This is a genomic window from Gracilibacillus saliphilus (assembly GCF_010994085.1).
Taxonomy (GTDB): domain Bacteria; phylum Bacillota; class Bacilli; order Bacillales; family Amphibacillaceae; genus Gracilibacillus; species Gracilibacillus lacisalsi.
This window is the reverse complement of the sequence record NZ_WJEB01000003.1, coordinates 1-23,185: the sequence shown is the minus strand read 5'-3', so window position 1 is coordinate 23,185 and position 23,185 is coordinate 1. Positions and strand designations below refer to the sequence as shown.

Annotated in this window: 23 protein-coding genes and 1 pseudogene; 17 read left to right on the top strand and 7 right to left on the bottom strand. The window is 37.9% G+C overall.

Going from position 1 to position 23,185, the window contains the following annotated elements; genetic code table 11:
• Positions 1 to 55 precede the first annotated feature (55 nt).
• The 4 genes and pseudogenes from GHT08_RS06345 to GHT08_RS06330 form a co-directional block, all read left to right on the top strand.
• Positions 56 to 1,249 (top strand): annotated as a pseudogene (locus tag GHT08_RS06345) (protoglobin domain-containing protein); the annotation flags it as partial.
• A gap of 171 nt (positions 1,250 to 1,420) precedes the next feature.
• Positions 1,421 to 2,836, top strand: coding sequence for a SpoVR family protein (locus GHT08_RS06340; RefSeq protein WP_163580598.1), 1,416 nt, complete (start codon positions 1,421 to 1,423; stop codon positions 2,834 to 2,836).
• 609 nt (positions 2,837 to 3,445) lie between these two features.
• Positions 3,446 to 3,889, top strand: a complete 444-nt coding sequence (locus GHT08_RS06335; protein ID WP_163580597.1) for a GyrI-like domain-containing protein — start codon at positions 3,446 to 3,448, stop codon at positions 3,887 to 3,889.
• Between the two features lie 68 nt (positions 3,890 to 3,957).
• On the top strand, positions 3,958 to 4,398 hold the full coding sequence (locus GHT08_RS06330) for a hypothetical protein (RefSeq protein WP_163580596.1): 441 nt from the start codon (positions 3,958 to 3,960) through the stop codon (positions 4,396 to 4,398).
• 615 nt (positions 4,399 to 5,013) lie between these two features.
• On the opposite strand, the gene GHT08_RS06325 is transcribed toward GHT08_RS06330, so the two are convergent.
• The 6 genes from GHT08_RS06325 to GHT08_RS06300 form a co-directional block, all read right to left on the bottom strand.
• Complete coding sequence (locus GHT08_RS06325; protein WP_163580595.1) at positions 5,014 to 5,322, bottom strand: ArsR/SmtB family transcription factor; 309 nt, start codon at positions 5,320 to 5,322, stop codon at positions 5,014 to 5,016.
• Positions 5,323 to 5,340: 18 nt separating this feature from the next.
• Complete coding sequence (locus GHT08_RS06320) at positions 5,341 to 6,258, bottom strand: cation diffusion facilitator family transporter (RefSeq protein WP_163580594.1); 918 nt, start codon at positions 6,256 to 6,258, stop codon at positions 5,341 to 5,343.
• A gap of 115 nt (positions 6,259 to 6,373) precedes the next feature.
• On the bottom strand, positions 6,374 to 7,558 hold the full coding sequence (chrA, locus tag GHT08_RS06315) for a chromate efflux transporter (RefSeq protein WP_163580593.1): 1,185 nt from the start codon (positions 7,556 to 7,558) through the stop codon (positions 6,374 to 6,376).
• 115 nt (positions 7,559 to 7,673) lie between these two features.
• Positions 7,674 to 8,678, bottom strand: a complete 1,005-nt coding sequence (locus GHT08_RS06310) for a TIGR00341 family protein (RefSeq protein WP_163580592.1) — start codon at positions 8,676 to 8,678, stop codon at positions 7,674 to 7,676.
• A 154-nt stretch (positions 8,679 to 8,832) separates the two neighbouring features.
• The gene (locus GHT08_RS06305; protein WP_163580591.1) at positions 8,833 to 10,236 is read right to left on the bottom strand and encodes an ATP-binding protein; all 1,404 of its coding nucleotides are present in this window, start codon (positions 10,234 to 10,236) and stop codon (positions 8,833 to 8,835) included.
• Positions 10,226 to 10,921: a response regulator transcription factor gene (locus tag GHT08_RS06300; RefSeq protein ID WP_163580590.1), complete on the bottom strand. Its 696-nt coding sequence runs from the start codon at positions 10,919 to 10,921 to the stop codon at positions 10,226 to 10,228. The genes GHT08_RS06305 and GHT08_RS06300 overlap by 11 nt, the downstream gene beginning before the upstream one ends.
• A gap of 278 nt (positions 10,922 to 11,199) precedes the next feature.
• On the opposite strand from GHT08_RS06300, the gene qoxA reads away from it, so the two are divergent.
• Genes qoxA through qoxD form a run of 4 tightly spaced genes read left to right on the top strand, consistent with a single transcriptional unit; the run spans position 11,200 to position 15,080 of the window.
• Complete coding sequence (gene qoxA, locus GHT08_RS06295) at positions 11,200 to 12,216, top strand: cytochrome aa3 quinol oxidase subunit II (protein WP_163580589.1); 1,017 nt, start codon at positions 11,200 to 11,202, stop codon at positions 12,214 to 12,216.
• Between the two features lie 18 nt (positions 12,217 to 12,234).
• Positions 12,235 to 14,181 carry a cytochrome aa3 quinol oxidase subunit I gene (gene qoxB / locus GHT08_RS06290; RefSeq protein WP_163580588.1) on the top strand — a complete coding sequence of 649 codons (1,947 nt, stop codon included), beginning with the start codon at positions 12,235 to 12,237 and terminating at the stop codon, positions 14,179 to 14,181.
• Positions 14,178 to 14,774 carry a cytochrome aa3 quinol oxidase subunit III gene (gene qoxC / locus GHT08_RS06285; protein ID WP_163580587.1) on the top strand — a complete coding sequence of 199 codons (597 nt, stop codon included), beginning with the start codon at positions 14,178 to 14,180 and terminating at the stop codon, positions 14,772 to 14,774. Before qoxB ends, qoxC begins: the two co-directional genes overlap by 4 nt.
• A complete protein-coding gene (qoxD, locus tag GHT08_RS06280) occupies positions 14,775 to 15,080 on the top strand; it encodes a cytochrome aa3 quinol oxidase subunit IV (protein WP_018933645.1) in 306 nt (101 codons plus the stop codon).
• 90 nt (positions 15,081 to 15,170) lie between these two features.
• On the opposite strand, the gene GHT08_RS06275 is transcribed toward qoxD, so the two are convergent.
• The gene (locus tag GHT08_RS06275) at positions 15,171 to 15,761 is read right to left on the bottom strand and encodes an HAD family hydrolase (RefSeq protein WP_163580586.1); all 591 of its coding nucleotides are present in this window, start codon (positions 15,759 to 15,761) and stop codon (positions 15,171 to 15,173) included.
• A gap of 69 nt (positions 15,762 to 15,830) precedes the next feature.
• Between GHT08_RS06275 and GHT08_RS06270 the strand changes: the two genes are divergently transcribed.
• From GHT08_RS06270 to GHT08_RS06230, 9 genes are all read left to right on the top strand, one after another.
• On the top strand, positions 15,831 to 16,835 hold the full coding sequence (locus GHT08_RS06270) for a DoxX family membrane protein (protein ID WP_163580585.1): 1,005 nt from the start codon (positions 15,831 to 15,833) through the stop codon (positions 16,833 to 16,835).
• An 85-nt stretch (positions 16,836 to 16,920) separates the two neighbouring features.
• Complete coding sequence (locus GHT08_RS06265; protein WP_163580584.1) at positions 16,921 to 17,763, top strand: DegV family protein; 843 nt, start codon at positions 16,921 to 16,923, stop codon at positions 17,761 to 17,763.
• Positions 17,764 to 18,490: 727 nt separating this feature from the next.
• A complete protein-coding gene (locus GHT08_RS06260; RefSeq protein ID WP_163580583.1) occupies positions 18,491 to 19,627 on the top strand; it encodes a trans-sulfuration enzyme family protein in 1,137 nt (378 codons plus the stop codon).
• A 9-nt stretch (positions 19,628 to 19,636) separates the two neighbouring features.
• Positions 19,637 to 20,392, top strand: coding sequence for an SDR family NAD(P)-dependent oxidoreductase (locus GHT08_RS06255; protein ID WP_163580582.1), 756 nt, complete (start codon positions 19,637 to 19,639; stop codon positions 20,390 to 20,392).
• 87 nt (positions 20,393 to 20,479) lie between these two features.
• Complete coding sequence (locus GHT08_RS06250; protein WP_018933651.1) at positions 20,480 to 20,584, top strand: YjcZ family sporulation protein; 105 nt, start codon at positions 20,480 to 20,482, stop codon at positions 20,582 to 20,584.
• Positions 20,585 to 20,786: 202 nt separating this feature from the next.
• Complete coding sequence (gene map, locus GHT08_RS06245) at positions 20,787 to 21,548, top strand: type I methionyl aminopeptidase (protein WP_163580581.1); 762 nt, start codon at positions 20,787 to 20,789, stop codon at positions 21,546 to 21,548.
• Between the two features lie 21 nt (positions 21,549 to 21,569).
• Positions 21,570 to 22,283, top strand: coding sequence for an AzlC family ABC transporter permease (locus GHT08_RS06240; RefSeq protein WP_163580580.1), 714 nt, complete (start codon positions 21,570 to 21,572; stop codon positions 22,281 to 22,283).
• Positions 22,280 to 22,576: an AzlD domain-containing protein gene (locus GHT08_RS06235; RefSeq protein WP_163580579.1), complete on the top strand. Its 297-nt coding sequence runs from the start codon at positions 22,280 to 22,282 to the stop codon at positions 22,574 to 22,576. Before GHT08_RS06240 ends, GHT08_RS06235 begins: the two co-directional genes overlap by 4 nt.
• An 18-nt stretch (positions 22,577 to 22,594) precedes the next feature.
• Positions 22,595 to 23,137, top strand: coding sequence for a GNAT family N-acetyltransferase (locus GHT08_RS06230; protein WP_163580578.1), 543 nt, complete (start codon positions 22,595 to 22,597; stop codon positions 23,135 to 23,137).
• Positions 23,138 to 23,185: the final 48 nt, after the last annotated feature.

The following is a 23,185-nucleotide window of genomic DNA, read 5'->3' as shown; positions in this document are numbered from 1 at the left end:
GTTATTCATTATGATAAAATTGGCGTAAAACTATAGCACCAAAAGGGGAATATCAATGAAAAATTTCTTTAAGAAAAAGCAAAAGGGCATTGCTCAACCAAATGATCAGCTAGTAGATGTAACATTAGATGTTGAAAAAGGTAGTTTGTACGACAGACAATTACAAATGATTAATCTAACTAAAGAAGATCTCATTACCCTTAGAAAGCTAAAACCTTGGGTTGAGGGACATATCGAAGAAATTGTAGAACAATTTTACAGGAATCTTGAGTATGAAGTATCTTTGATGGAAATCATCGAGGATAACAGTTCGAAAGACCGTCTAAAACAGACATTAACTAAGCATGTCCAAGAAATGTTTAATGGCACGATCGATCAATCGTTTTATGAAACAAGAATGAAAATTGCCAACATTCATTTTCGCATCGGCTTACAACCAAAATGGTATATGTGTGCCTTTCAAGATTTATTAAATTCATTAATGGCTATTTTTTATGAAAAAATTACAGATAAAGCTTATTTTTATCAGGCGATTGCAGCGACATCGAAAATATTAAACCTCGAGCAACAACTTGTGTTAGAAGCTTATCAAACAGAAGTCCAGCAGCTACATGATCGTCAAGAAGCTGAGAAGGAAAAATTACATCAACAAATTAATGCAACATCTGAAGATTTAGCGGCAGTTTTTCAACAATCAAAAGCTTCTACAGAACAGCTGGTACATCAATTAGAAGATATTTTACAATACGCTCAGCAAGGAACAAGTACGTCTGAAAACGTCGAAAAAACATCTCAAGAACGGAGAAAAGATCTGCAATTACAAGAAAAACACATGGAAGAAATGGAAGATAAAATGCAGGGTATTAAAGATGAAAGTAGTAGTTTGGCAGAAATATCGCATCAGATTGAATCGATTGTTAGTATGGTAACAGATATTGCTGAGCAAACGAATTTACTTGCATTAAATGCAGCAATTGAGGCTGCCCGTGCTGGTGAAGATGGAAAAGGTTTCGCAGTTGTAGCGGATGAAGTACGTAAACTTGCTGAGCAAACAAAGAACTCTGTCAGCGATGTAACTGGACTTATCGAGAAAACCAATGCACAGGTAGGGAAAGTGATAGGATATGTAGATGAGGTCCAAGGCTCTGTTACTAATAGTACCCAGAACATGAAGACTATTTATCATTTTTTTGAAGAATTAGTAGACAAGATGAATCAGTCCAAAGGTCAAAATAATACCATTGAAACTGAAATTGAGAAGTTCTTTCATAAACTGGATGATGTTAATCATTCCTTTGGTCAGATTTCCACTGCGATTGAAAATTTAGTAGAAATGACGAATAACAGATAGCACACCAAATCTCATAATGGGTGTCCTATTTTCGAACACCTCTCATATATTATAGTGGAGGTGTTTTGTTTGAAAGCAGAAGAGAAAAAGAAATTGGAAAAAGCAATTCACGAAATCACCGAGATCGCAGAAGGGTTTGGTCTCGATTTTTATCCGATGCGCTATGAGATTTGTCCACCAGAAATACTATATACATTTGGTGCGTATGGAATGCCAACCAGATTTTCGCACTGGAGTTTCGGAAAACAATTTCATCGGATGAAACTGCAATACGATCTTGGACTGAGTAGAATATACGAATTGGTGATCAATTCGAACCCATGTTACGCTTTTTTATTGCATTCCAATAGTTTGATTCAAAATAAATTGATTGTTGCTCATGTATTAGCACACTGTGACTTTTTTAAAAATAATGTACGGTTTCAAAATACGAAGCGTGATATGGTTGAAAGCATGGCTGCGACTGCTGAACGTGTGGCAAAATACGAGAAGCAACACGGGATTAAGGAAGTCGAAAAATTCCTTGATGCGGTACTCTCGATTCAGGAGCACATCGACCCTACCTTGTTAAAAGCACAATTAGATTGGCAAAAAAATGAGGAAGAAGAAGAAATACTAAAGCCTAGAAGAACAGAGTATGATGATTTATGGAACCTAGACCAGTCTTCTTTAAATTCGGGGCAAGCAACTAAAAAGAAAAAGGCTTTCCCGCCTCACCCGGAAAAAGATATTTTATTATTTATTGAAGAGCATAGTAGAGAATTAGAGGATTGGCAGCGCGATATTCTAACTATGATGCGGGAGGAAATGTTGTATTTTTGGCCGCAATTAGAGACGAAGATTATGAATGAGGGCTGGGCGACATACTGGCATCAACGAATTGTAAGAGAGTTAGATTTAACAAGTGATGAAACAGTGGAATTTGCCTCTCTCAATGCCGGTGTTGTTCAACCATCGACAACACAGATTAATCCATATTACCTCGGCGTAAAAATGTTTGAAGATATCGAAGCACGGTACAACAACCCTTCTGAAGAAATGAAACAGTTTGGAGTAGAATCCGGTTCAGGAAGGGAAAAAATATTCGAAGTGCGCGAAATCGAATCAGATATCTCGTTTATGCGCAATTATTTAACAAAAGATCTGGTGGAGAAGGAAGATCTATATCTTTTTCAAAAACAAGGACCAGAATATAAAATAGTTGATAAAAAGTGGGAAGAAGTACGTGATCAGTTGATTTCTACCAGGCTAAACGGGGGATTTCCTTATTTGACAGTCGTTGATGGTGATTATATGCGAAACGGAGAATTATATATTCGTCATCATTATGAAGGTGTAGAACTTGATGTCCGTTACTTAGAGAAAACCTTACCATATATTTATCAATTATGGGGAAGAGACGTTCATCTTGAAACCATAATGGAAGATAAAGAATGTTTATTTTCTTGTAATGGTACAAAGGTGATGAAAAAGTTCATCTCGTAAAAGCAGGAATTATAAGGGGGCTTGTAGAAATAAAGAATCAGTATTAAATACTGGTTCTTTTTTTGCTTTTAAGAAAAAAGTATATAAACATTGGTATCACAACTTTTATAAGCAAGTATGATAGGAAAAGGTGATTCATCACGTATATTTTAAGAAGCAAGAATAGCTATACATATAGAGTTGCCATTTTGAAAGCTAGCTTGTGCAAGTCAACCGCTACGGACCGTTTGGCCTGAAGATCCACTTTTACGAGCGGTTTTGGCTCGAAAAAGTTAGCTGAAGGACAAACCCCACGGAAAGGGAAGTGGGCAGCCGAAGCGGTGGTCAAGCTATTCAAATATTTCATCATTACTACCAAGTAATCGAAATCCAATTAGCCTTTAATAAAGGATCGACGGGGTTTGCTGGTTTTTCTTATCAGGAAAGAAAGTATAAAAATTGGTTGCGTGTCTACGCAAGCGCCCAGAAACTAGGCGACTTCACGATAAGTCATCATCGGTTCATAAACTCACCGTGATTCCTGTATCTCAGTTGATTCTGAAGCCGCTACGTTTCTAGACGGGCGCTCTGCGCTTTCCTTATCATATAAGGAGGAGGGGGGGAGAAAAAATGAATATTGTGGAAAAAGATGAAATGTCAGTAATAGGGATTACAGTTGCTCGAGATTGGCAAGGGCTGATCCGTGATATGCCAGTAAAGTGGGAAGAATTTAAAAGCAGATTAACGGAAATAAACCAGAGAAAAACGGACATCATGATGGATATAAGTCTGGAGAAACTTGAACATACCTATACCCAATGTATCTGTGTAGAAGTAGAACAAGATGCTGAGGCACCTGAGGGGCTGGAGAAAATGGTGATTTCTTCAGCGAGTTATTTACATCACAAGCACGAGGGCAGTTTAGTTTCGATTGCACAGACCTTTGGTGAGATGTATCAATATGGTAAAGAACATGAATTGGCCCTAGAAGAGATGAAAATAGATATTGGTTATACCATTCAAGGTACAGAAACTTCACATGATCTGTATATTAAAATAAATGGAATCGCCTAATTTTAATATGGACAAATTACCTAACCTCGTGACTAACATATAGTGTTAGTGATAGGAGGTTGAACATCATGGAACAATATTATCCATCTCATCCATATATGTATGATCAATATGGGAATGTGTATGCAGACTATGGTCAGTTTCCTCAACGAGGCTTTCCTGGTACAGGGCCAGGACCGGGCGAAGGTCCTTCTGCTCCACCACCATTTACCCCACCAAATATTGGACAGGGGCCACAGGGTATGCCGCCAACAGGGCCACCACCGGCACAAATACCACAGCAAACACAACAACTAGGTGACGGACCACAATTGTATGCAGTTGATCCCGGTTCAATGCGAGGCTGTCTATATCGATATACGTATGTTTGGCTGAGCCGCTATAACTCATTCTGGTTTTATCCAACGTATATCGGCAGACGGTCAGTTGCCGGTTACCGCTGGACAGGATTTAACTGGATATACTTCGGAATAGATACAGAAAGAATTCAATCCTTTACATGTGTGTAAATAAAGCACAAATGACACATGCGTTTCAAGCGCATGTGTTATTGCTTTTTTAAAAGGTAAGAAAGTATATAATCAGCGCAATGACCGTGTTTAAAGAAGTAGTTATTTTGACATATTTTAAGTGTATTTGCCAACGCTCCGACTAATTACTTCGCTTTCCACGGGCACGGCCTCAACTAACTTTGCCAAGAAATTCACTTTGCAAAGTGGATTTTCGGCTCGCGCTGTTCCCGCAGGAGTCTCCGTAATTAGTCTCCGCTATGAGAAGGTGCAACAATTCTTGTCAGAAGTAATAGGTTGCCTTTTATACAATGGATAAGAGCGAGAATCGCTATCCATAAGTATAAAAGCAGCTATGTTACTTCATGCTAGAATTGTAGAACAGACCTTAGCGAAGGCCGTTCACTTCCACTCCTGTGGGAATTGTTTGACCTGAAGATCCACTTTTTTGAGAGGTTTTTGCTCAAAAAAGTTAGCTGAAGGACAAACCCCACGGAAAGGGAAGTGAATAGCCGGAGTGGCGGTTATGCTGTTCACGTATTTCATAATTAATACCAAAGTAATCGAAATCTAATTAGCATTTAATAAAGGACCGGCGGGCTTTCCCGTTTTTTCTTAATGATGGGTCGCATGATCAATGGATTGCTGTAATATTTTCATCACATGTTCATCGTCTTGAGAATAATAAATGGTCTTGCCATCACGTCTGTATTTTACAAGACGTAAATTCTTTAAAAAACGTAATTGATGGGAGACATTTGATTGATTAAGGTCTAGTTGTTGTGCAATGTTCGAGACTGACAATTCCTGATTAAATAACAAATGTAAGATACGGATTCTGGTCGGATCAGCCAGTGCTTTAAAAGTTTGTGATACTAAAAAAAGTGTTTCCTCGTCTAATGGTCGATAGCTTTCATCTGACATACCTAAGCCCTCCTGTAATCAATTGCAATTGTTTTCATCATGCTCCATTTCTGCATCTCTACCTTCCATTTGGATAGTTGTATGATGAATCTCAAAGTCATCATGTAATACTTGGGCAGCTTTTTTTAATAGCAGATCTCGGTCGATATTTTCCTCTACCACCATATGACAGCTTAACGCAGGAAAATCTGATGTGATCATCCAGACGTGTAAATCATGTATATTAATAACGCCATCTAATTGGACCAGTTTATTTTCAATTTCCTCATAAGATAGATAATTAGGGGTACCTTCCATTAAAATATGAAAGGAATCACGAGTTACCCGATAGCCACTAATTAAAATAAGAGCAGCAACAATTATACTTGCAATCGGATCTGCCATATTCCAATTAAAAAACATAATCAAGAGTCCAGCAATAATCGCTCCAACAGAACCTAGTAAATCGCCGAGTACATGTAACAATGCACTGCGCATATTTAAGTTATCCTTCGTATCACCACCACTCATTAATATAAAGGCAACACTAATATTAACGATTAGGCCAATTATCGCAATCCAAAGCATCATCGGACTTACATTAGGCGGTTCGAGGAAGCGGTGATATGCTTCATAAAAAATGTAAATAGAAATCGCTAGAAGTGTGACACCATTAATAAATGCTGCTAAAATTTCAAATCGTTTATAACCGTATGTTTTCTGAGCATTAGCAGCTTTTTCACTTAATTTAAATGCAAATAAACTCAATCCTAAAGCGAAAGCATCACTCAACATATGACCAGCGTCTGACAATAAGGCTAGGCTATTGGTTAAAAAACCACCGATAACTTCGACTACCATAAATATCGATATCAATATAAAACTGATCAGCAATGCTTTTTTGTTGTTGGTATGATGATGATCATGACTATGACCATGTCCGTGATGATGTCCCATACAATACCCTCCTCGATATAATACATGAACATATATTCATATTATAAAATGTATAGAGAAAATGTGCAAGAAAATCTCGAGTGTCGAGAAAAAAGTGACCGGAATAATCCGATCACTAAAAAGGTAAATATGGTAATAGGATGCCACCAATTAAGCCAATGATAACGACTACCCAGGATGGTAACTTCCAAAATGCTAATAAACTAAAAAGGATGGCAGCTAAGATAAAATCTTTCGTATCTAAAATAGTACTTGTCCAGATTGGCTGATAAAAGGCTGCAATTAACAGGCCAACAACGGCTGCATTGACACTAACTAAGGCACCACGTACTGAAGAAATATGGCGTAATGCATGCCAGAAAGGTAAAGTACCGATAATCAGTAAAAAGGCTGGCAGAAAGATAGCAGCTGTTGCAAGTAGTCCACCAGGTATACCGCCGATGACCGTTCCAAGGTATGCAGCAAAGGTAAAGAGTGGACCAGGTACTGCTTGTGCAGCCCCATAACCTGCTAAAAATTCTTGTTCGGTTACCCAACCAGTTGGCACAAATTCTTGCTCTAATAACGGTAAAACCACATGTCCGCCACCAAATACAAGAGCACCTGAGCGGTAAAAGCTGTCAAACATCGCTAACCATTGCCAATCGGTTATTTGGCTAGCTATCGGAAGCGTTGCTAATAAAATAAAAAATAACGAAATACTAATAATAGCTGTTTTCTTAGATAAGCTTAAATGTAAATGTTCAGGTTGTTCTTGGTTTTCTTGTTTTTGAAAAAAGCAAATACCAATTACCGCAGCGAGCAAAATGATGATTACCTGTGTCATCGTTGTTTGTAATAAGAGCATGATGGCAACTGCGCTTAAGGCTATCGCTTTTCGTGGTAAATCCGGTGTTAATTTAGCACCCATTCCCATAATGGCATGGGCAACAACAGCGACAGCAACTATTTTTAAACCGTGAATAAAGCTTGCATCATAAAAAGCAAACTGATGTAAAGCCAAAGCAAATAAAATAAGTACGATGACAGATGGTAAGGTAAAGCCAATAAAGGCGAGAATTCCGCCTAATACACCACCACGAATGATTCCGACTCCAATACCTACTTGACTGCTAGCAGGACCAGGAAGGAATTGGCATAATGCAACTAAATCTGCATAAGCTTTCTCATCGAGCCACTTCTTCCGGCGCACGTATTCTTCATGGAAATAGCCGAGGTGTGCAATAGGCCCGCCAAATGAAGTAATGCCTAAGCGTGTTGCAATCCATAAAATGATGAGATAATCGCGAACTGTAGTCATAGAAGCCCCCTTGAAATCAAAATTTCTCTGTAAAGTATAGCAGTACCGTGATATCTCAACAAGAAATGAATTGTAAAGTTTTTGTTAAAGATTGAAGCGCTAAAAGAAGGGATTGTTAAAATTGAATAATAATGATCATCACAGCTAAGATAATAATAACACTGCTGACAAATATAAGCGCATAGGTTTTCGATGTATGGGCAACTTGAATTTCGCTCCAATTTACCGGTTCAATGCCACTCGTCCAAAAAACAACGATAGCTGAGAAGAGAATCGCACTTATATTGACCATTAAGAGAATTAATGGAGTTAATGCCTGTTGAAATTCTAGAGCTCCTAGCATCATTCCTAAGACGACAGCAGGTGGTAATAATGCCACAGATACCATTACCCCAACAAGTGCTTCTGATACCCTTTTTGCAAATGACATCGCACCTGCAGTACCCGCGGCGAGCGCTACGACAATGTCCATTAATTCAATGTTTGTCCGTGCCAAAAATTCATCGCTATGAACCGGCAAAGTAAAGAGTAACCCGAAAATAACTGCTATCCCTACTGGAATCGCTAAACCATATAAACATGTTAGAATAGACCTTTTCATCAAATTATAATCACCTAATGTTGCAGCAAAAGCAAGTGCGGTAAAAGGACCGATCAGTGGTGCGATTACCATTGCTCCAATAACAATAGCAGGGCTATCCTTGACAATCCCAGCTGTAGCAACCACAGAAGATAATAGTAGCATCCACAAATAATTGACACTGGAAGTACTGGATGATTGCACGACATTATACAGTTCATGGCGACTGGCACGGGTAATTTCTTTTTGTTTTTCTTCAGGATCTTCTTTTTCTTCTTCTTCCTCGTCAACCTCAATTCTTGGTACATATGTCGAAATATTATAGAGTAGTGCTCGTATATTTTCTTGACCACGGTCATTTACTTCGAGAAAATCTAAAATCTCCTCTGCATATTTTTTCTCGATTAGTATTTTGACTAACTGTTCTTGTTCTGATATTTTCGTATACCATTTCTCGATGACATGGTATTCTTCAACTTCATTTAGAAATCGTTCAAATCGATGGGCAGGGATATAGACTTCAATCAACTGAAGTTCCATGATGCTCGTCCTTTCCATTATGAGTGTGTAAACCAACCTTAAGGTCATGATGAGGCAGACATTTGGTATGCTAAATGGTAAAATAATCACCAGTTTCTAATGTCCGTTTCTATATAAACAAGCTTCATTCTATCTTCTACCTGATGTATAGTAATTAATCATTTAGTTGTTCTTCCTTTGGGAAGCGTAAGGTAATCGTTGTTCCTTTATTTAATTCACTATCAACATGTATGTCTCCATCATGCATTTCGACGAGATTTTTTACGATAGCTAATCCTAATCCGGTTCCACCATTTGCTCGGGAACGAGACTTATCTACACGGTAAAAGCGCTCAAACAAGTAAGGTATGTCCTCTTTTTTTATCCCAATACCTGTATCTTTCACCTGCATGATGACGTCATTCCGTTCCTCTTTTACTGCTAGTGTAATACTGCCTTTTTCAGTGTAGCGAACAGCATTTTCAACTAAATTGGTTAACACTTGATCAAGTCTGTTTTTATCTGCAAATAAAAAGGTGGTACTGTCGGGTATCTCAAGATGTAATGATAATCCCTTCTCAGAAGCCCTGAACTGAGATCGCTTTATCATTTCCTCTGCTAATTTATTCATATTGATATCTTCTTTATTAAGATCAATTTTTCCTTCTTCAATTTTAGATAAGTCTGTGAGGTCGTCCATTAAATTACTAATATGATCTGTTTCATTCTCGATAATTTCAAGAAATTCATCCCGTTCTTCTTTACTTTGGTACATCTCGTGACGAACGGCGTTGGCATATCCTTTTACGTAGGTTAACGGTGTCTTCAGTTCATGTGTAATATTCGAGAAAAATTCATTGCGATTTGTTTGATAACGTTCCAATGTTTCGGATAAATGGTTGATGGCATGTGCCAAAGAACCAATTTCGTCATTCGCTTTATAATCAACACGTAAAGAAAAATTCTTTTTTTCTGCTATTTGTTTTGCGACTTTCTCCATCGCGATTAATGGTGCACCTAATTTTTTCGAAATAAAGAAGGTGAACCCGATTGCTAAGGCAACTGCTCCGAGACTTGCCAAAATCACAAAAAAGATAATATTATGAATCGAATTACTAATAAGTCCGAATGAAGAGAATAAAACGACACTTCCCTGGATATTATCCTGATTTGTGATCGGTTGGGCTACTTTTAAATAAGTCGTACTGCTAAACGTGTAATCTTCTACAATAGTTTCTCCGGCCCTTAGCTGTTTTATTTGCGGATTTGCGAGTACTTCATCGGTTATATCATCGTGCCAGTTTGTTTGCAAAACCATTTCCCCATTTTGATCGAGAATCACCGCACTTGTATCGGTCATATCAGCGAGGTGTTCCAATAATTGAAGATTTTCTGGATCATCGATACTGTTTACTTGTGTGGCATATTTTTCTGACAGTTGCACAAGTTGTTGCTCCGTCTCATTCATCGAGTAGTTTAAAATAAGCTGTAAAATAATATACCCAAGTGGAATTAAAATAATAAGTTGTAAAAATAAGATGGTCGCTCCAAGCTTAAAAACAACACTATTAAGTTTCATTGTGATCCTCCCAGTCAAATTTGTAACCAACACCCCAAACCGTTACTATCGGCTGATTGGTGATGCCGGCTTTCTTCAATTTATCTCTTACATAGCGTACATGTGAGTCGACTGTTCGAATATCAACAATCTCATCTAAGCCCCAGATCAAATCCAGTAGTTGTTCTCGGGTGTAAACCCGATTTGGATGAGAGGCCATTAAATAAAGTAAATCAAACTCTTTAGGACTGTATTTAACTTCCTTTCCATTAACCGTAACAGTATGGGAAACGGGATCAATCTTTAATTCTTTAAACTGGATGATTGTTGCCTGCTCTCCTTCTTTTTGAAAATGTCGGAGTTGAACATGAATCCTCGCTATCAATTCCTCTGGTTCGAAAGGTTTCACTACATAATCGTCTGCTCCAATTGTTAGACCTTCTACTTTTTGAGAGGTTTCATTTAATGCGGTAAGTAAGATGATCGGCACATCTGGCTTATGTTTTTTCATTTGCTTACACGCTTCTATACCATCTAATTCAGGCATCATAATATCTAACAAGACAAGATCAATCTCATTTTGTTTTAACGCAGCAATTGCTTCATTGCCATTTTCCGCTTCTATTAGTTTAAAATCTTTTCTTAAATATAAGGTTAACATCATTCTCATTTGTTGTTCGTCATCGACAATTAATATCGTCTTCATAGTTATCCCTCTTAACTTCAATTTTGTCTCTACTCAAATAGTATAGAAAAATTCGCTATTAGTAAACTGGATGATGTTACAACGTCGAGTTAAGTGTGATAACAGACGGAAGAGGTTGATCTCCACTCACATTATTTTGAACAAATTATGACATTTGTAGCTTTATCATACTTTCATCACATTTAGCTGTCACAATGTAAAACAGATGTAATCTTACTTATCAAACTAAAGGGTATGTAAAGTAATAGAAATGTTTTTTAGACGAAAGGAGAAACACCATGAATGCAATGAAGAAGCTCATATATGCTCTCACTTTATTGTTAATTCCTGTTTTACTTGCAGGCTGTGAATCAAAACTACTTGTATTTGATCCTAAAGGGCCGATTGCAAGAAGTTTAACGGATTTAATTGTGTATTCGATTATCTTTATGTTAGTCATTGTAGTCGTTGTTTTTGTGTTATTTGGCTATATTGTTTGGAAATACCGAGCTCGCAAGGACGATGGCGATTTTGAACCAGAAGAAGAGAAAGGAAACCATCTTCTTGAGATAACCTGGTTTACGATCCCAGTACTAATCGTTATTGCTTTGATGATTCCAACAACGAAGACCATTTATCAAGTCGAGGATGTTCCACAAGGGTATGAAGAGGAAGAGCCGCTTGTTATTCATGTAACATCAGCTGATTGGAAATGGATATTCAGCTATCCAGATCAGGATATTGAGACAGTTAATTACATTAATATTCCAGAAGACCATCCTGTTCAATTTAAAATGACTTCAGCCGGTACCATGCAATCGTTCTGGGTTCCAGAGCTTGCAGGTCAAAAGTACACGATGGCTAATATGCAAACAAACCTATATATGGTAGCAGATCAGCCAGGTTCTTATTACGGTAGAAATACTAACTTTAATGGTAAAGGTTATGCTCATATGGAATTTGAAGTTCAAGCACAAACGCGAGAAGACTTTAACAAATGGGTGAATGATGTAAAAAATACAGCAAATGAATTAACAGAAGACACCTATAGTCAAATATTAGAGCCTGGTCTATTAGGACGAATGACTTTCAATGGTACCCATTTAGATTGGATTGATCATGCACATGGTGGTTCTGAACAATATATTGATCCGGAAAAATATCGGATTACACATGGGGAACATGATGATATATATCAGGAAATAGACGAGAATCGAGAAGTCGATAGCGCGGAGCAAGATACAGAAGATCATGAACACGATCACGAAGAATTGGAACACAGTGAGTCTGAAACAACAGATCACTCACATCATTAATAAGAGGTGGTGAACAACATGTCATTAGATGAATTTTTTGTAACAGGTGATCCTTTAATTTTTGCATCACAAATTGCAATTGGTCTGACAATGGTTGGTCTAATTGCTCTAATTACGTATTTAAAAAGATGGAAATGGTTGTGGAGTGAATGGTTTACAACTGTTGATCATAAAAAAATCGGTATAATGTATATTTTATCTGGAGTGCTCATGTTCTTCAGAGGTGGCGTGGATGGACTTTTAATGAAGGCACAAACATCTAGGCCAGAGTTGGGTCTTTTAGATGCACAGCATTATGATGAAATATTTACAACACATGGTGTTATCATGATTCTATTCATGGCGATGCCGATGTTGATTGGTATTATGAACGTCGTTGTTCCGTTACAAATTGGAGCACGCGATGTGGCATTTCCGAAATTGAATGCATTCAGTTTTTGGATATTCTTTGCAGGGGCGATGTTATTTAACCTTTCATTTGTTATTGGTGGTTCACCTGACGCTGGATGGACTTCTTACTTTCCATTAGCAGGTAAAGAATTCACGCCTGGTGTCGGGAATAACTATTATGCACTTTCTCTGCAAATAGCCGGAATTGGTACGTTAGCAACAGGTATTAACTTTGTCGTGACAATTATTAAAATGCGTGCACCAGGTTTGTCTTGGATGAAGCTACCAATATTTACGTGGTCCACATTTATCACATCGATCATTATCGTGGCAGCATTCCCGATCCTAACAATCGCATTGCTTTACATGACATTAGATCGTTTATTCGGCACACACTTTTTCACCGTAGCAGCTGGCGGCGATCCGATGTTATGGCTCAATCTGTTCTGGTTATGGGGACATCCGGAGGTATATATTGTCGTATTACCGGCATTTGGTATGTTCTCAGAAGTGATTGCAACCTTTGCACGGAAAAATTTATACGGATATAAATCAATGGTTTATGCCGTAGCCGGTATTGCATTTTTAAGTATGTTAGTTTGGGTACACCACTTCTATACAATGGGGAACAGTGCAGCGGTGAACTCAATTTTCTCACTAACGACAATGATGATTGCTATTCCGACAGGTGTGAAAATCTTTAACTGGTTATTTACGTTACGAAAGGGTCGGATTGAGTTCTCGACAGCGATGTTATGGTCATTAGCATTTATTCCATGTTTCACTATTGGTGGGGTAACTGGTGTTATGCTTGCCATGGCAGCGGCAGATTATCAATACCATAATACGATGTTCTTAGTGGCACACTTCCACTATGTATTGATTCCAGGAGTAGTATTCGCGGTATTTGCGGCACTATACTACTGGTGGCCAAAAATGTTCGGCTTCAAGCTTAACGAAAAAATCGGTAAATGGCATTTCTGGTTATTTGTAATTGGCTTCAATATGACATTTATGCCAATGTTCTTTGTCGGACTAGACGGTATGTCCCGTCGTATGTACACTTATGCAGAAAGTACTGGATGGGGTGCATGGCTAGGTTTCTCAGCGATTGGATCACTAGTGATGGCAGCAGGGTTTGCAGCATTATGCTACAACATCTACTGGAGTTTCCGCTATGCTTCCAGAGATGTAGGAAACGATCCATGGAATGCTCGTACACTAGAGTGGGCAACAGCTTCGCCAGCACCACATTATAATTTTGCGGTTGTACCAGAAGTAGAAACCTTAGATGACTTCTGGTATAAGAAGAAAAAAGGTAAAACTGGTTTGAAAAAAGCAGACTTAAAACCTGTTCATATGCCAAGTAATTCATGGACACCGATTGTGTTAGCAGCAGCATTTGGTCTGGTCGGATTTTTCTTAGTATTTGAATGGTTTACGTTGGCAATTATCGCTTCGATTGGCATTATCGTTGGCTTAGTTGCTAATACCTTTGATTATGATGATGGTTATCATATACCTGTAGAAGAATTAGAAGAGGAAGAAAGAGAGTGGAGAGGTGATTTACAATGACATCCCATACAACACCGTTAGAATATCAATCAGAACAAACTCAAATGAATATTTTAGGTTTTTGGGTCTTCCTTGGTGCTGAAATTGTTCTTTTCTCCACATTGTTTGCTTCTTACTTCGTATTAGAGCATAACACAGCTGGCGGGCCAGCGGGTCAAGACATCTTTATACTAAAAGATGTCTTGATCGAAACCTTTATTTTGTTAACAAGTAGTTTCACAAGTGGATTAGCAATTCATTCGATGCGTAATCATGATAAAAGAGGATTACTAATTTGGATGATCGTGACTTTACTACTTGGAGCAGGATTCCTGTACATGGAGATTAATGAGTTTATTCATTATGTTCATGAAGGTGCAACGATTCAAACAAGTGGATTTACTGCTGCCTTTTTCACACTATTAGGTACTCACGGGGCACACGTAACCTTCGGGATTATTTGGATTAGTTTATTACTAGTACAGCTTGTTCGTCGAGGGATTACGGTAAAAACATCCAGTAAGTTATTTATTGCAAGTTTATACTGGCACTTTTTAGACGTTGTGTGGATCTTCATTTTCACATTTGTCTACTTGAAAGGAATGGTGATGTAAATGAGTGCAAAAAATCATGGGTTTCCATGGAATCTGTTAGTTGGTTTCATTCTGTCGATTGCACTAACATTACTAGCCGTTTTTGTAGCATTTTACACCGATTTCTCCAGCCATGTGATTTTGTGGGTTATCGGAGTAATGGCGCTATTTCAGGCGATCATTCAACTCTTTATGTTTATGCACGTGACAGAAGGGAAAGAAGGGATCATTAATGTCGTCAATATGGTAAACAGTATCATCTTGGCATTAATTATCGTTTTCGGTTCTATTTGGGTATTAACATCCGGACACGCATCCTTACATTAAGCAATAATCAGGGCTGCCTAAACCACTACGGTTCAGTGCAGCCCTTTTTTAGTAAGAGTTGATAGTATATTATCAGGGACAACTATAAACTTATAAAACGTTTCTTAGGACAAAGTGATCGACTTTTGCAATCCATTCATTACTTGGATCAGCATGAATCGTTTGCCAGCCCAATTCAACTGCAGGACTCAAGTTTTCTTTTTTATTATCAACAAATACAATCGGTCGATCAGGGTCTAATTGGTCATTGCAAATATTATAGATTCCAGGGTTTGGCTTTGCTACCCCAACATCTACAGAAACAGTGGTACTAGTTAAAAAAGGATGAAGTCGATCTATAACAGGTTGGAGCCATTCTGAACGGTGATTACTTAAAATATGTATATCACTTACAGTACTCCATTTGTCGACATGCTGAATGCCTTCTAGTTCGACTAGGCTTTTCTGCATAACTATTTGCAAATATTCCAGGTTGATTTTGGGGAAAGTATAGTTGAGCCATTGCCAAAAATCACGCTCGGAAATATCACCTTGCCATAGCTGTTCACGAATTTCTGTTTTATAAATGGCTCGGATTGTATCATAAGGAAGACCTGCCTGATTAACGAGTTCTTCCCAAAAGAGATCTAAATCGGTAGCAAGGACACCGCCAATATCTAATACAAGTTGAAATTTATGCAAGATTAAATCCTTTCCTTTCTTCCATATGATATGATTAACATCAGACATTCTATTAAAAGGAGCAGCACAATGTTATTACGTAAAAAAGGACTAGTATCATTCTTTATAGCACTTTTACTAGCAACACCTATTACTACCTTTGCACATGTAAAATGGTTTGCGGAAGTCGAGCCAGAAAAAGTTCCGCTTGAACAAATACTATCCCCATTTTTCATTACATTTGCAATTGTTGTAGCAGTTACTTTAGCTATTTTATCACAAGTAATGGATTATTTTTTGAAAATACCGTATGCAACGAAGATAGACAATTTTCTTAATGGTATTCGCAAATATTCTCGTCATATTCTGAAATATGGTACAGCAATTGCATTCATTATTCAATTAGTATCAGGAACGATGTTTGCTCCCGAGTTTGAAATAACAGCTTTCTGGCAAATAATAATAATGGGGATTATCATTGTCTCCCTGTTAATTCCTCATCATATTGGTACGAAAGTGGCCGCCTTTTTCATGCTGGCACTGTTTATTATGGTATGGCAAGATTATGGCTGGTTTTACATGTTGGATTATGGCTTTTATTTAGCCATTATTTTTGTTTTATTTATTGGAAAAACAAAGCTGGAAGGCTGGGGTTTTCCTTTCTTATATTTGGGAACAGGATTAAGTCTTTGTTGGGTCGCAGTTGAAAAATGGGTGTACCCGGCAATGTCATTGGATATTGTCGTAAATCATCATGTACCAACCTTTGGGTTTGATCCAGAAGTTTTTATTGTAATGGCAGCTTTCGTTGAATTTGTCGTTGGATATTTATTAGTTGTAGGGATTTTAAATCGAATTCTTGGTTTGGTTGTTACACTGATCTTTATCTCCACGACATTACTATTTGGTATGACAGAAATTATCGGTCATGCTATGATTCACATTGTATTGATTATCTTTATTATTGAAGGAGTATCATTTTATGATCCACCGATTCGTATACATAAGACAAAAGTAGATCAATTTGTCTTTGTGTTCTTAAACTTTATTTTGGTGTTAGCTACTTTTATCTTAATTTATTACCGTTTTGCGTAATTTGTCGATTTACTTGACTACTGATATCAAGTAAAATAGACGCTAATACGATTGCACACATTGTGCAGGAAAAGGGGCGAGTGTCTTGAAGAAAATAGCATGGATTACGGACAGCTCATGTGGTTTAGATAAAGAATATGCGGAACAACATGATATTTTTATTATTCCTTTAAATGTAATCATCAACGGTAAAACATATAAAGAAGAAGTGGATTTAACGAAAGAAGAGTTTTATCAAATGTTAAAAGAGCACGGTGATGATGCAAAAACTAGTCAACCAGCCTATGGTGACTTCATTACCTTATATGAACGATTAAAAGAGGAGTATGATTTTGGTATTGCAATTCATGCTTCTAGTCAGCTTACTGGGACTTATCAAAGCTCGATTTCTGCATCTGAAATGGTCGGCTTTGATGTGGAAGTAATTGATTCGAAAATTGGCGATTTTGCGTTAGGCAAAATGATTGAAAATGGTGTGCAAATGGCAAGAGATGGTTATAGTGTAACTGATATTGTCCAACAATTAAGATCGTATCCAGCGTTTGCCCAAATGTACTTGATGCCACAAAGCTTTGACCAACTAAGGAAAAGTGGTAGAGTAAGTGCGGCACAATCAATATTTGCGTCATTATTAAACATTCACTTAATACTTGGCTTTGATGATGGAAAGGTTGTTGTTAAAGATAAAGTACGGATTAAAAAGCGAGCGAAACGAAAAATGTTTCAACTATTGGATGATGCAATGGAAAAATATCATTTAAAAGAAATTTGTATCCTACACGCAGGTGTCAAAGACCAAGCGTATAAATGGAAAGATGAAATCGAAAAGCTACATGCAGAACTAAAAGTTAACATTCAAACCCTCGTTCCAGTAGCAGGTGTCCACACCGGTCACGGTACTATGTGTTTGGCATGGTTAAGGGACTAAACTATGTGCGTTAAATAGCTGCAGGTTATCCATAAACTGCGCAGTAACGAGGACAAGGAATTATTCTTCACTTAGAGAGTGCATGCAAACCGCTCCGGCAGAATACTGCGCTTTCCGTGGGCTCGGCTTCAGCTAACTTTGCAAAGAAAACCACTTTACAAAGTGGATCTTCAGCTCTCGCTGTCCCACAGGAGTCTCCGTATTCTGCCTACGCTATTTTTGTTCTGTGATTATAGAAAGAAATGAACTCATGGAACTAGACTTTTCTTTTGTCACAGTGTTAATCGGCTGTAAATGCCCCTGTAGCATAGTCGCACCCTATGCTACATATGGTGGAGAAATCGACTGGCTGATTTCGGATAAGTGTTGTAGAGCATATCTTAACGAAGGCCGCCCACTTTCACTCCTGTGGGAATTGTTTGACCTGAAGATCCACTTTTTCGAGCGATTTTGGCTCGAAAAAGTTAGCTGAAGGGCAACCCCCACGGAAAGGGAAGTGGGCAGCCGGAGTGGAGGTTATGATCACGATATATGTCAAAATTACTTCATAGGTGACTGTGCATTTAGTTTCGAACAAACAGTTTTCGCTACTTCGCAGTATGTATCTACTCTGCATTAAAGCAAGGTGGAAAGATCAGGTTTTTCTTATTGGAAAAACTTGATTTTTGCGTTAAAGTATTATTATTAGAAAAAAGTCAGAATGTTTAGATAGAGAGGACGAGCAACAATGGGACAAGGATTTGACACGAAATCTGTGCACGTAACAATGAAAAGACAAGAAAGTGTACCAACAAAAGTAACACCCATTCATCAAACATCAGCTTTCACCTTCGAAAACTTAGAGGATATTGAAAATTTCTATAAGGGTGAACGAGAATATCTATATACGAGAGTAGGAAACCCCAACACAGATGAACTAGGTCATGCTGTAGCAAAACTAGAGGCAGCACCAGGAGGAATCGCTTCTTCTTCAGGACTGTCAGCGATCATGGTTGGAATTCTTTCAATTGCAAAAGCAGGAGATCATATTATAGCGTCAGAAGACTTATATGGTGGTACGTATGAATTGCTAGCAAATGAACTGACCGCATTTGGTATTGAAGTAAGTTTTGTCTCCTTCGAAAATGGTCTGGAACAGAATATTCGAGAAAATACAGTATTACTATATACCGAATCGATTACAAATCCGCTTTTACGAGTTGAAAATATAGATAAGGTAGTTGAAACTGCTAAGAAGTATAACTTGAAGACAATGATAGATAACACATTTGCCACTCCTTATTTAGTACAACCTTATGCATTGGGAGTTAATCTTGTTGTACATAGTGCAACCAAATATCTTGGTGGACATAGTGATGTTACAGCGGGTGTGTTAGCAGGTGACGAAGATTTGATTGCAAAAGCCAAAACAAAAATGGTCAATTTAGGCTCGAATTTAAGTCCATTTGAAGCATGGTTAACAGTTAGAGGTCTCAAAACATTAAGTGTTCGTATGGAACGTCATGTAAAAAATGCAGCCAAATTAGCAGAAGCATTAGCTGAACATCCCGCTGTAGATAAAGTCTATTACCCGGAATTTGTTTCAGAAAAAGGCAATGGAGCTATTGTGACGATTGACATTACGAACAATGCCGATATTGCAACCTTTTTTGAGTCATTAGATTGGGTCAAAACTGTGGCGACATTGGCTGGGGTAGAAACAACGGTATCCTATCCAATTGGTACTTCTCATCGAAACTTGCCAGAGTCGTCTCAACAAGCATTAGGAATAACAAAAGGCTTAATCAGAATTTCGGTTGGAATTGAAGATGCAGCGGATATTATTTCTACGATGAAACATGCTTTAGATCAATCAAAAAAATGAGGTGATCCTATGAAATATGCCGTTATAACAGGTACGTCAAAAGGTCTTGGGGCATCGATAGCAAAACAGCTAATGGAGGCTTCTGTTCATGTAATTGGACTTGCCAGAGGAAAAAATCAAGAATTGGAACATGCTGATTTACCAGGCAGCTATAAGCATTATCAAGTTGACTTATCTGATATCAAACAAACAGAAGTAACGTTTCTAAACATCATTTCCTTTTTGAAGGAGCAGCCAGTAGAATCATTGCAGTTAGTGCAAAATGCAGCATTAGTTTCGCCGATTGAACAAGCAGGGAAACAAGACATTACACAGTTAACTAACCATGTCCATGTCAATTTATTAGCCCCAATGGTAGTAACTAATTTATGGCTGGATGCCTGGCGTGACACAGATTTATCATTGGTTATTGCTAATGTAACTTCAGGTGCAGCCAATCGTTCCGTATACGGCTGGAACGCGTATGGAAGCACAAAAGCGGGATTAGATCGTTATACGGATACAGTAGCATTGGAACAAGAAACGTTAGGGACTGGTCATAAAGTTTTTTTATTTGATCCAAGTATTATGGACACTGATATGCAAGGTGAAATCCGCTCTGCAGATCCAAGTCAATTTGTAGATGTTGATCAATTTAAAAATTATAAAGCAGAAAATAAACTCCGTGCTACAGATGTAGTTGCAAAAGTATTAGTCGACCGATTATTAGATGAACCATCGATACAGAACGGGGAATATTACAGTGTAAAAGATATTTTTAAGTAGGTTATCACCCATTTTCCGTCATAACACTGACCATTTTCTCTCCTCTTACATAGTTTATAAGTGTAAGTATTATAAGGAGGGATATAGATGGGTGCACAACAATATGGTTATGGCTCAGGTTTTGCGCTAATCGTCGTGTTGTTTATTCTCTTAATCATCATTGGTGCTTCTTGGGGATACGGCGCGTACTAATTTAACAAGAGAATAGGCTTTCTCAATAGTTAGCCTGACAAAACATGACCCGTTTCATTTCAAGAATGAAGCGGGTTTTAAATATGTTTTAAGCTTGTCTATTATTAAAATTACTGAGTATTTTCTTACACATCTTTTCAGCAAAATATGATAAACTTTATAGAGATGAAAATTGGCAAAGGATTTAGAAAGGAAGTTTTAAATGATCACTAGAAAAAGTAAACGTGAAATAGAAATGATGCACGAAGCTGGTAAATTACTGGCAAGTTGTCATAAAGAAATTGCAAAGCGAATTAAACCAGGCGTAACAACGAAAGAGATCGATGTATTTGTAGACTCCTTTTTGGCTGAACATGGCGCAACTCCAGAACAAAAAGGATACAACGGTTATCCATATGCAACTTGTGCTTCTATAAATGATGAAATTTGCCATGGCTTTCCACGTGATGAAAAGCTAGTGAATGGTGATATTGTGACGATCGATATGGTTGTCAACCTCAATGGTGGTTTGGCAGATTCTGCATGGACATATGTAGTAGGTGAACCAGATGAAAAAACAAAGAATTTATTAGAAGTAACCAAAACTTCCCTATATAAAGGTATTGAACAAGCAATGCCAGGAAATCGAATCGGTGATATTGGTCATGCTATTCAACAATATGCGGAAGCAGAAGGCTATTCAGTAGTTCGTGAGTTTACAGGGCATGGAATTGGTCCGACGATTCATGAAGATCCACAAATTCCGCATTTTGGTTTGGCTGGCAAGGGACCGCGTCTTAAAGAAGGTATGGTCATCACCATCGAGCCGATGATTAATGAAGGTGTATGGCAAAGTAAAATGGATGATAACAATTGGACTGCACGTACGGTCGATGGGGAACGTTCCGCACAATTTGAACACACATTAGTGATTTCTAAGGAAGGGCCAATTATTTTAACAGATCAAGACAATATCGAAGAATAAGCTAAAGGGGTAAAAGTTGTCATGGGCCTAGAGGGGAAACAGTTAATTAAGATGCAGATAAGAGATGGGTTCATTGCTGGATCACCAATTGTTTTAGGGTATTTACCGATAGCAATTGCTTACGGTGTTTTAGCGAAGCAGGCTGGGATGACATTAATGGAACTTACTGGTATGAGTCTCCTTGTCTATGCTGGTGCAGCTCAGTTTATGGGCGCAGGTATGATTGGTCTTGGTGTCAGTGCTCTGGAGATTATCATTGCGACGTTCGTTTTAAACTTCCGTCATTTTGTCATGAGCCTATCTTTTATTAATCAAATTAAGCAGTATGCAATGAAGTGGAAATTTGGTTTATCATTGGGCTTAACCGATGAAACCTTTTCCGTTTCATCTATATATAAAAAACAGGGAAATCAGGCATATGGATACTTTTTTTATGGAACGATTATGCTGACTTCCTATCTATCTTGGGTTTTTGGCTCGTTCCTTGGTGGCGTGCTCGGTGATATTATTCCTCAAAACTTAAGTCAGAGTATGGGTGTTGCGCTATATGCAATGTTTATTGGATTACTGATTCCTTCGATACGAAAATATAAACGGATTGCGATTATAAGTATTGTTGCAATGTTGATCAACTATATAGTAAGCCCATACATAGGAGATGGCTGGGGGATTGTAGTTGGTACTGTCCTAGGTGCATTTATCGGTATTTTCGTATTAGAGGAGGAGAAGTTATGATGATTTGGGTCATTATTATTGGAATGGCGCTTGTCACAGTGATTCCCCGAATAATCCCAGCCTTTATCGTTGATTTCATTCAATTTCCCGATTGGGTGAATAAGTGGTTACAAGCCATTCCATATGCAGCATTAGGTGCACTGATATTTCCGGGAATTATGACAGTCGTGCCAGACCAGCCATATATTGGTGTCGTTGCAGGAATTGTGGCAATTTTGCTGGCTTGGCTCCGAATTCATGTTATTTTAGTTGTATTAAGTGCGATTTTAACAGTGTTTCTTTTAACCATTTAAATGTTAGGGTGTTAACACATGTATCATATTAGAAAAGCACGTATCGAAGACGCGCAAGCTATTGCGGAGGTTCATGTACATAGTTGGAAAGCAACTTATCAGAATTTAATTAATGAACAAGATTTATCCAATACAACAGTTGAACATCGACAAATCTATTGGGAAACCATCCTGAAGTTGCCGAGACAGCAACAACCAGTGACAGTGATTGAGAAAGAAGGAGAAATTGTCGGGTTTATTTCAGGAGGCAAGGAAAGAACTGATCGCTTTGGTTATGATGGGGAAATTTTTGCGATTTATTTATTACCATCCTTTCAAAGAAAAGGTCTAGGAAAACGTTTGTTAAAAGCTTTCGCGGAAGAAATGAAAGAACTAGGTTACCAGTCATTATTAATTTGGGTATTAACAAACAATCCTACTCATCAGTTTTACTTGAATTTTGGCGCTGAGAAAATAGAACAAGAGCAAACAACGATTGGTGATGGCACATATCAGGAAACAGCATACGGTTTTGTGAATATTGACTCTCTCTTAGATAAATTAATTGCAAGAGGACTGTAACCTTATTTGGATACAGTCCTTTTGTTGTCTAGCGTACAATGTCAAATA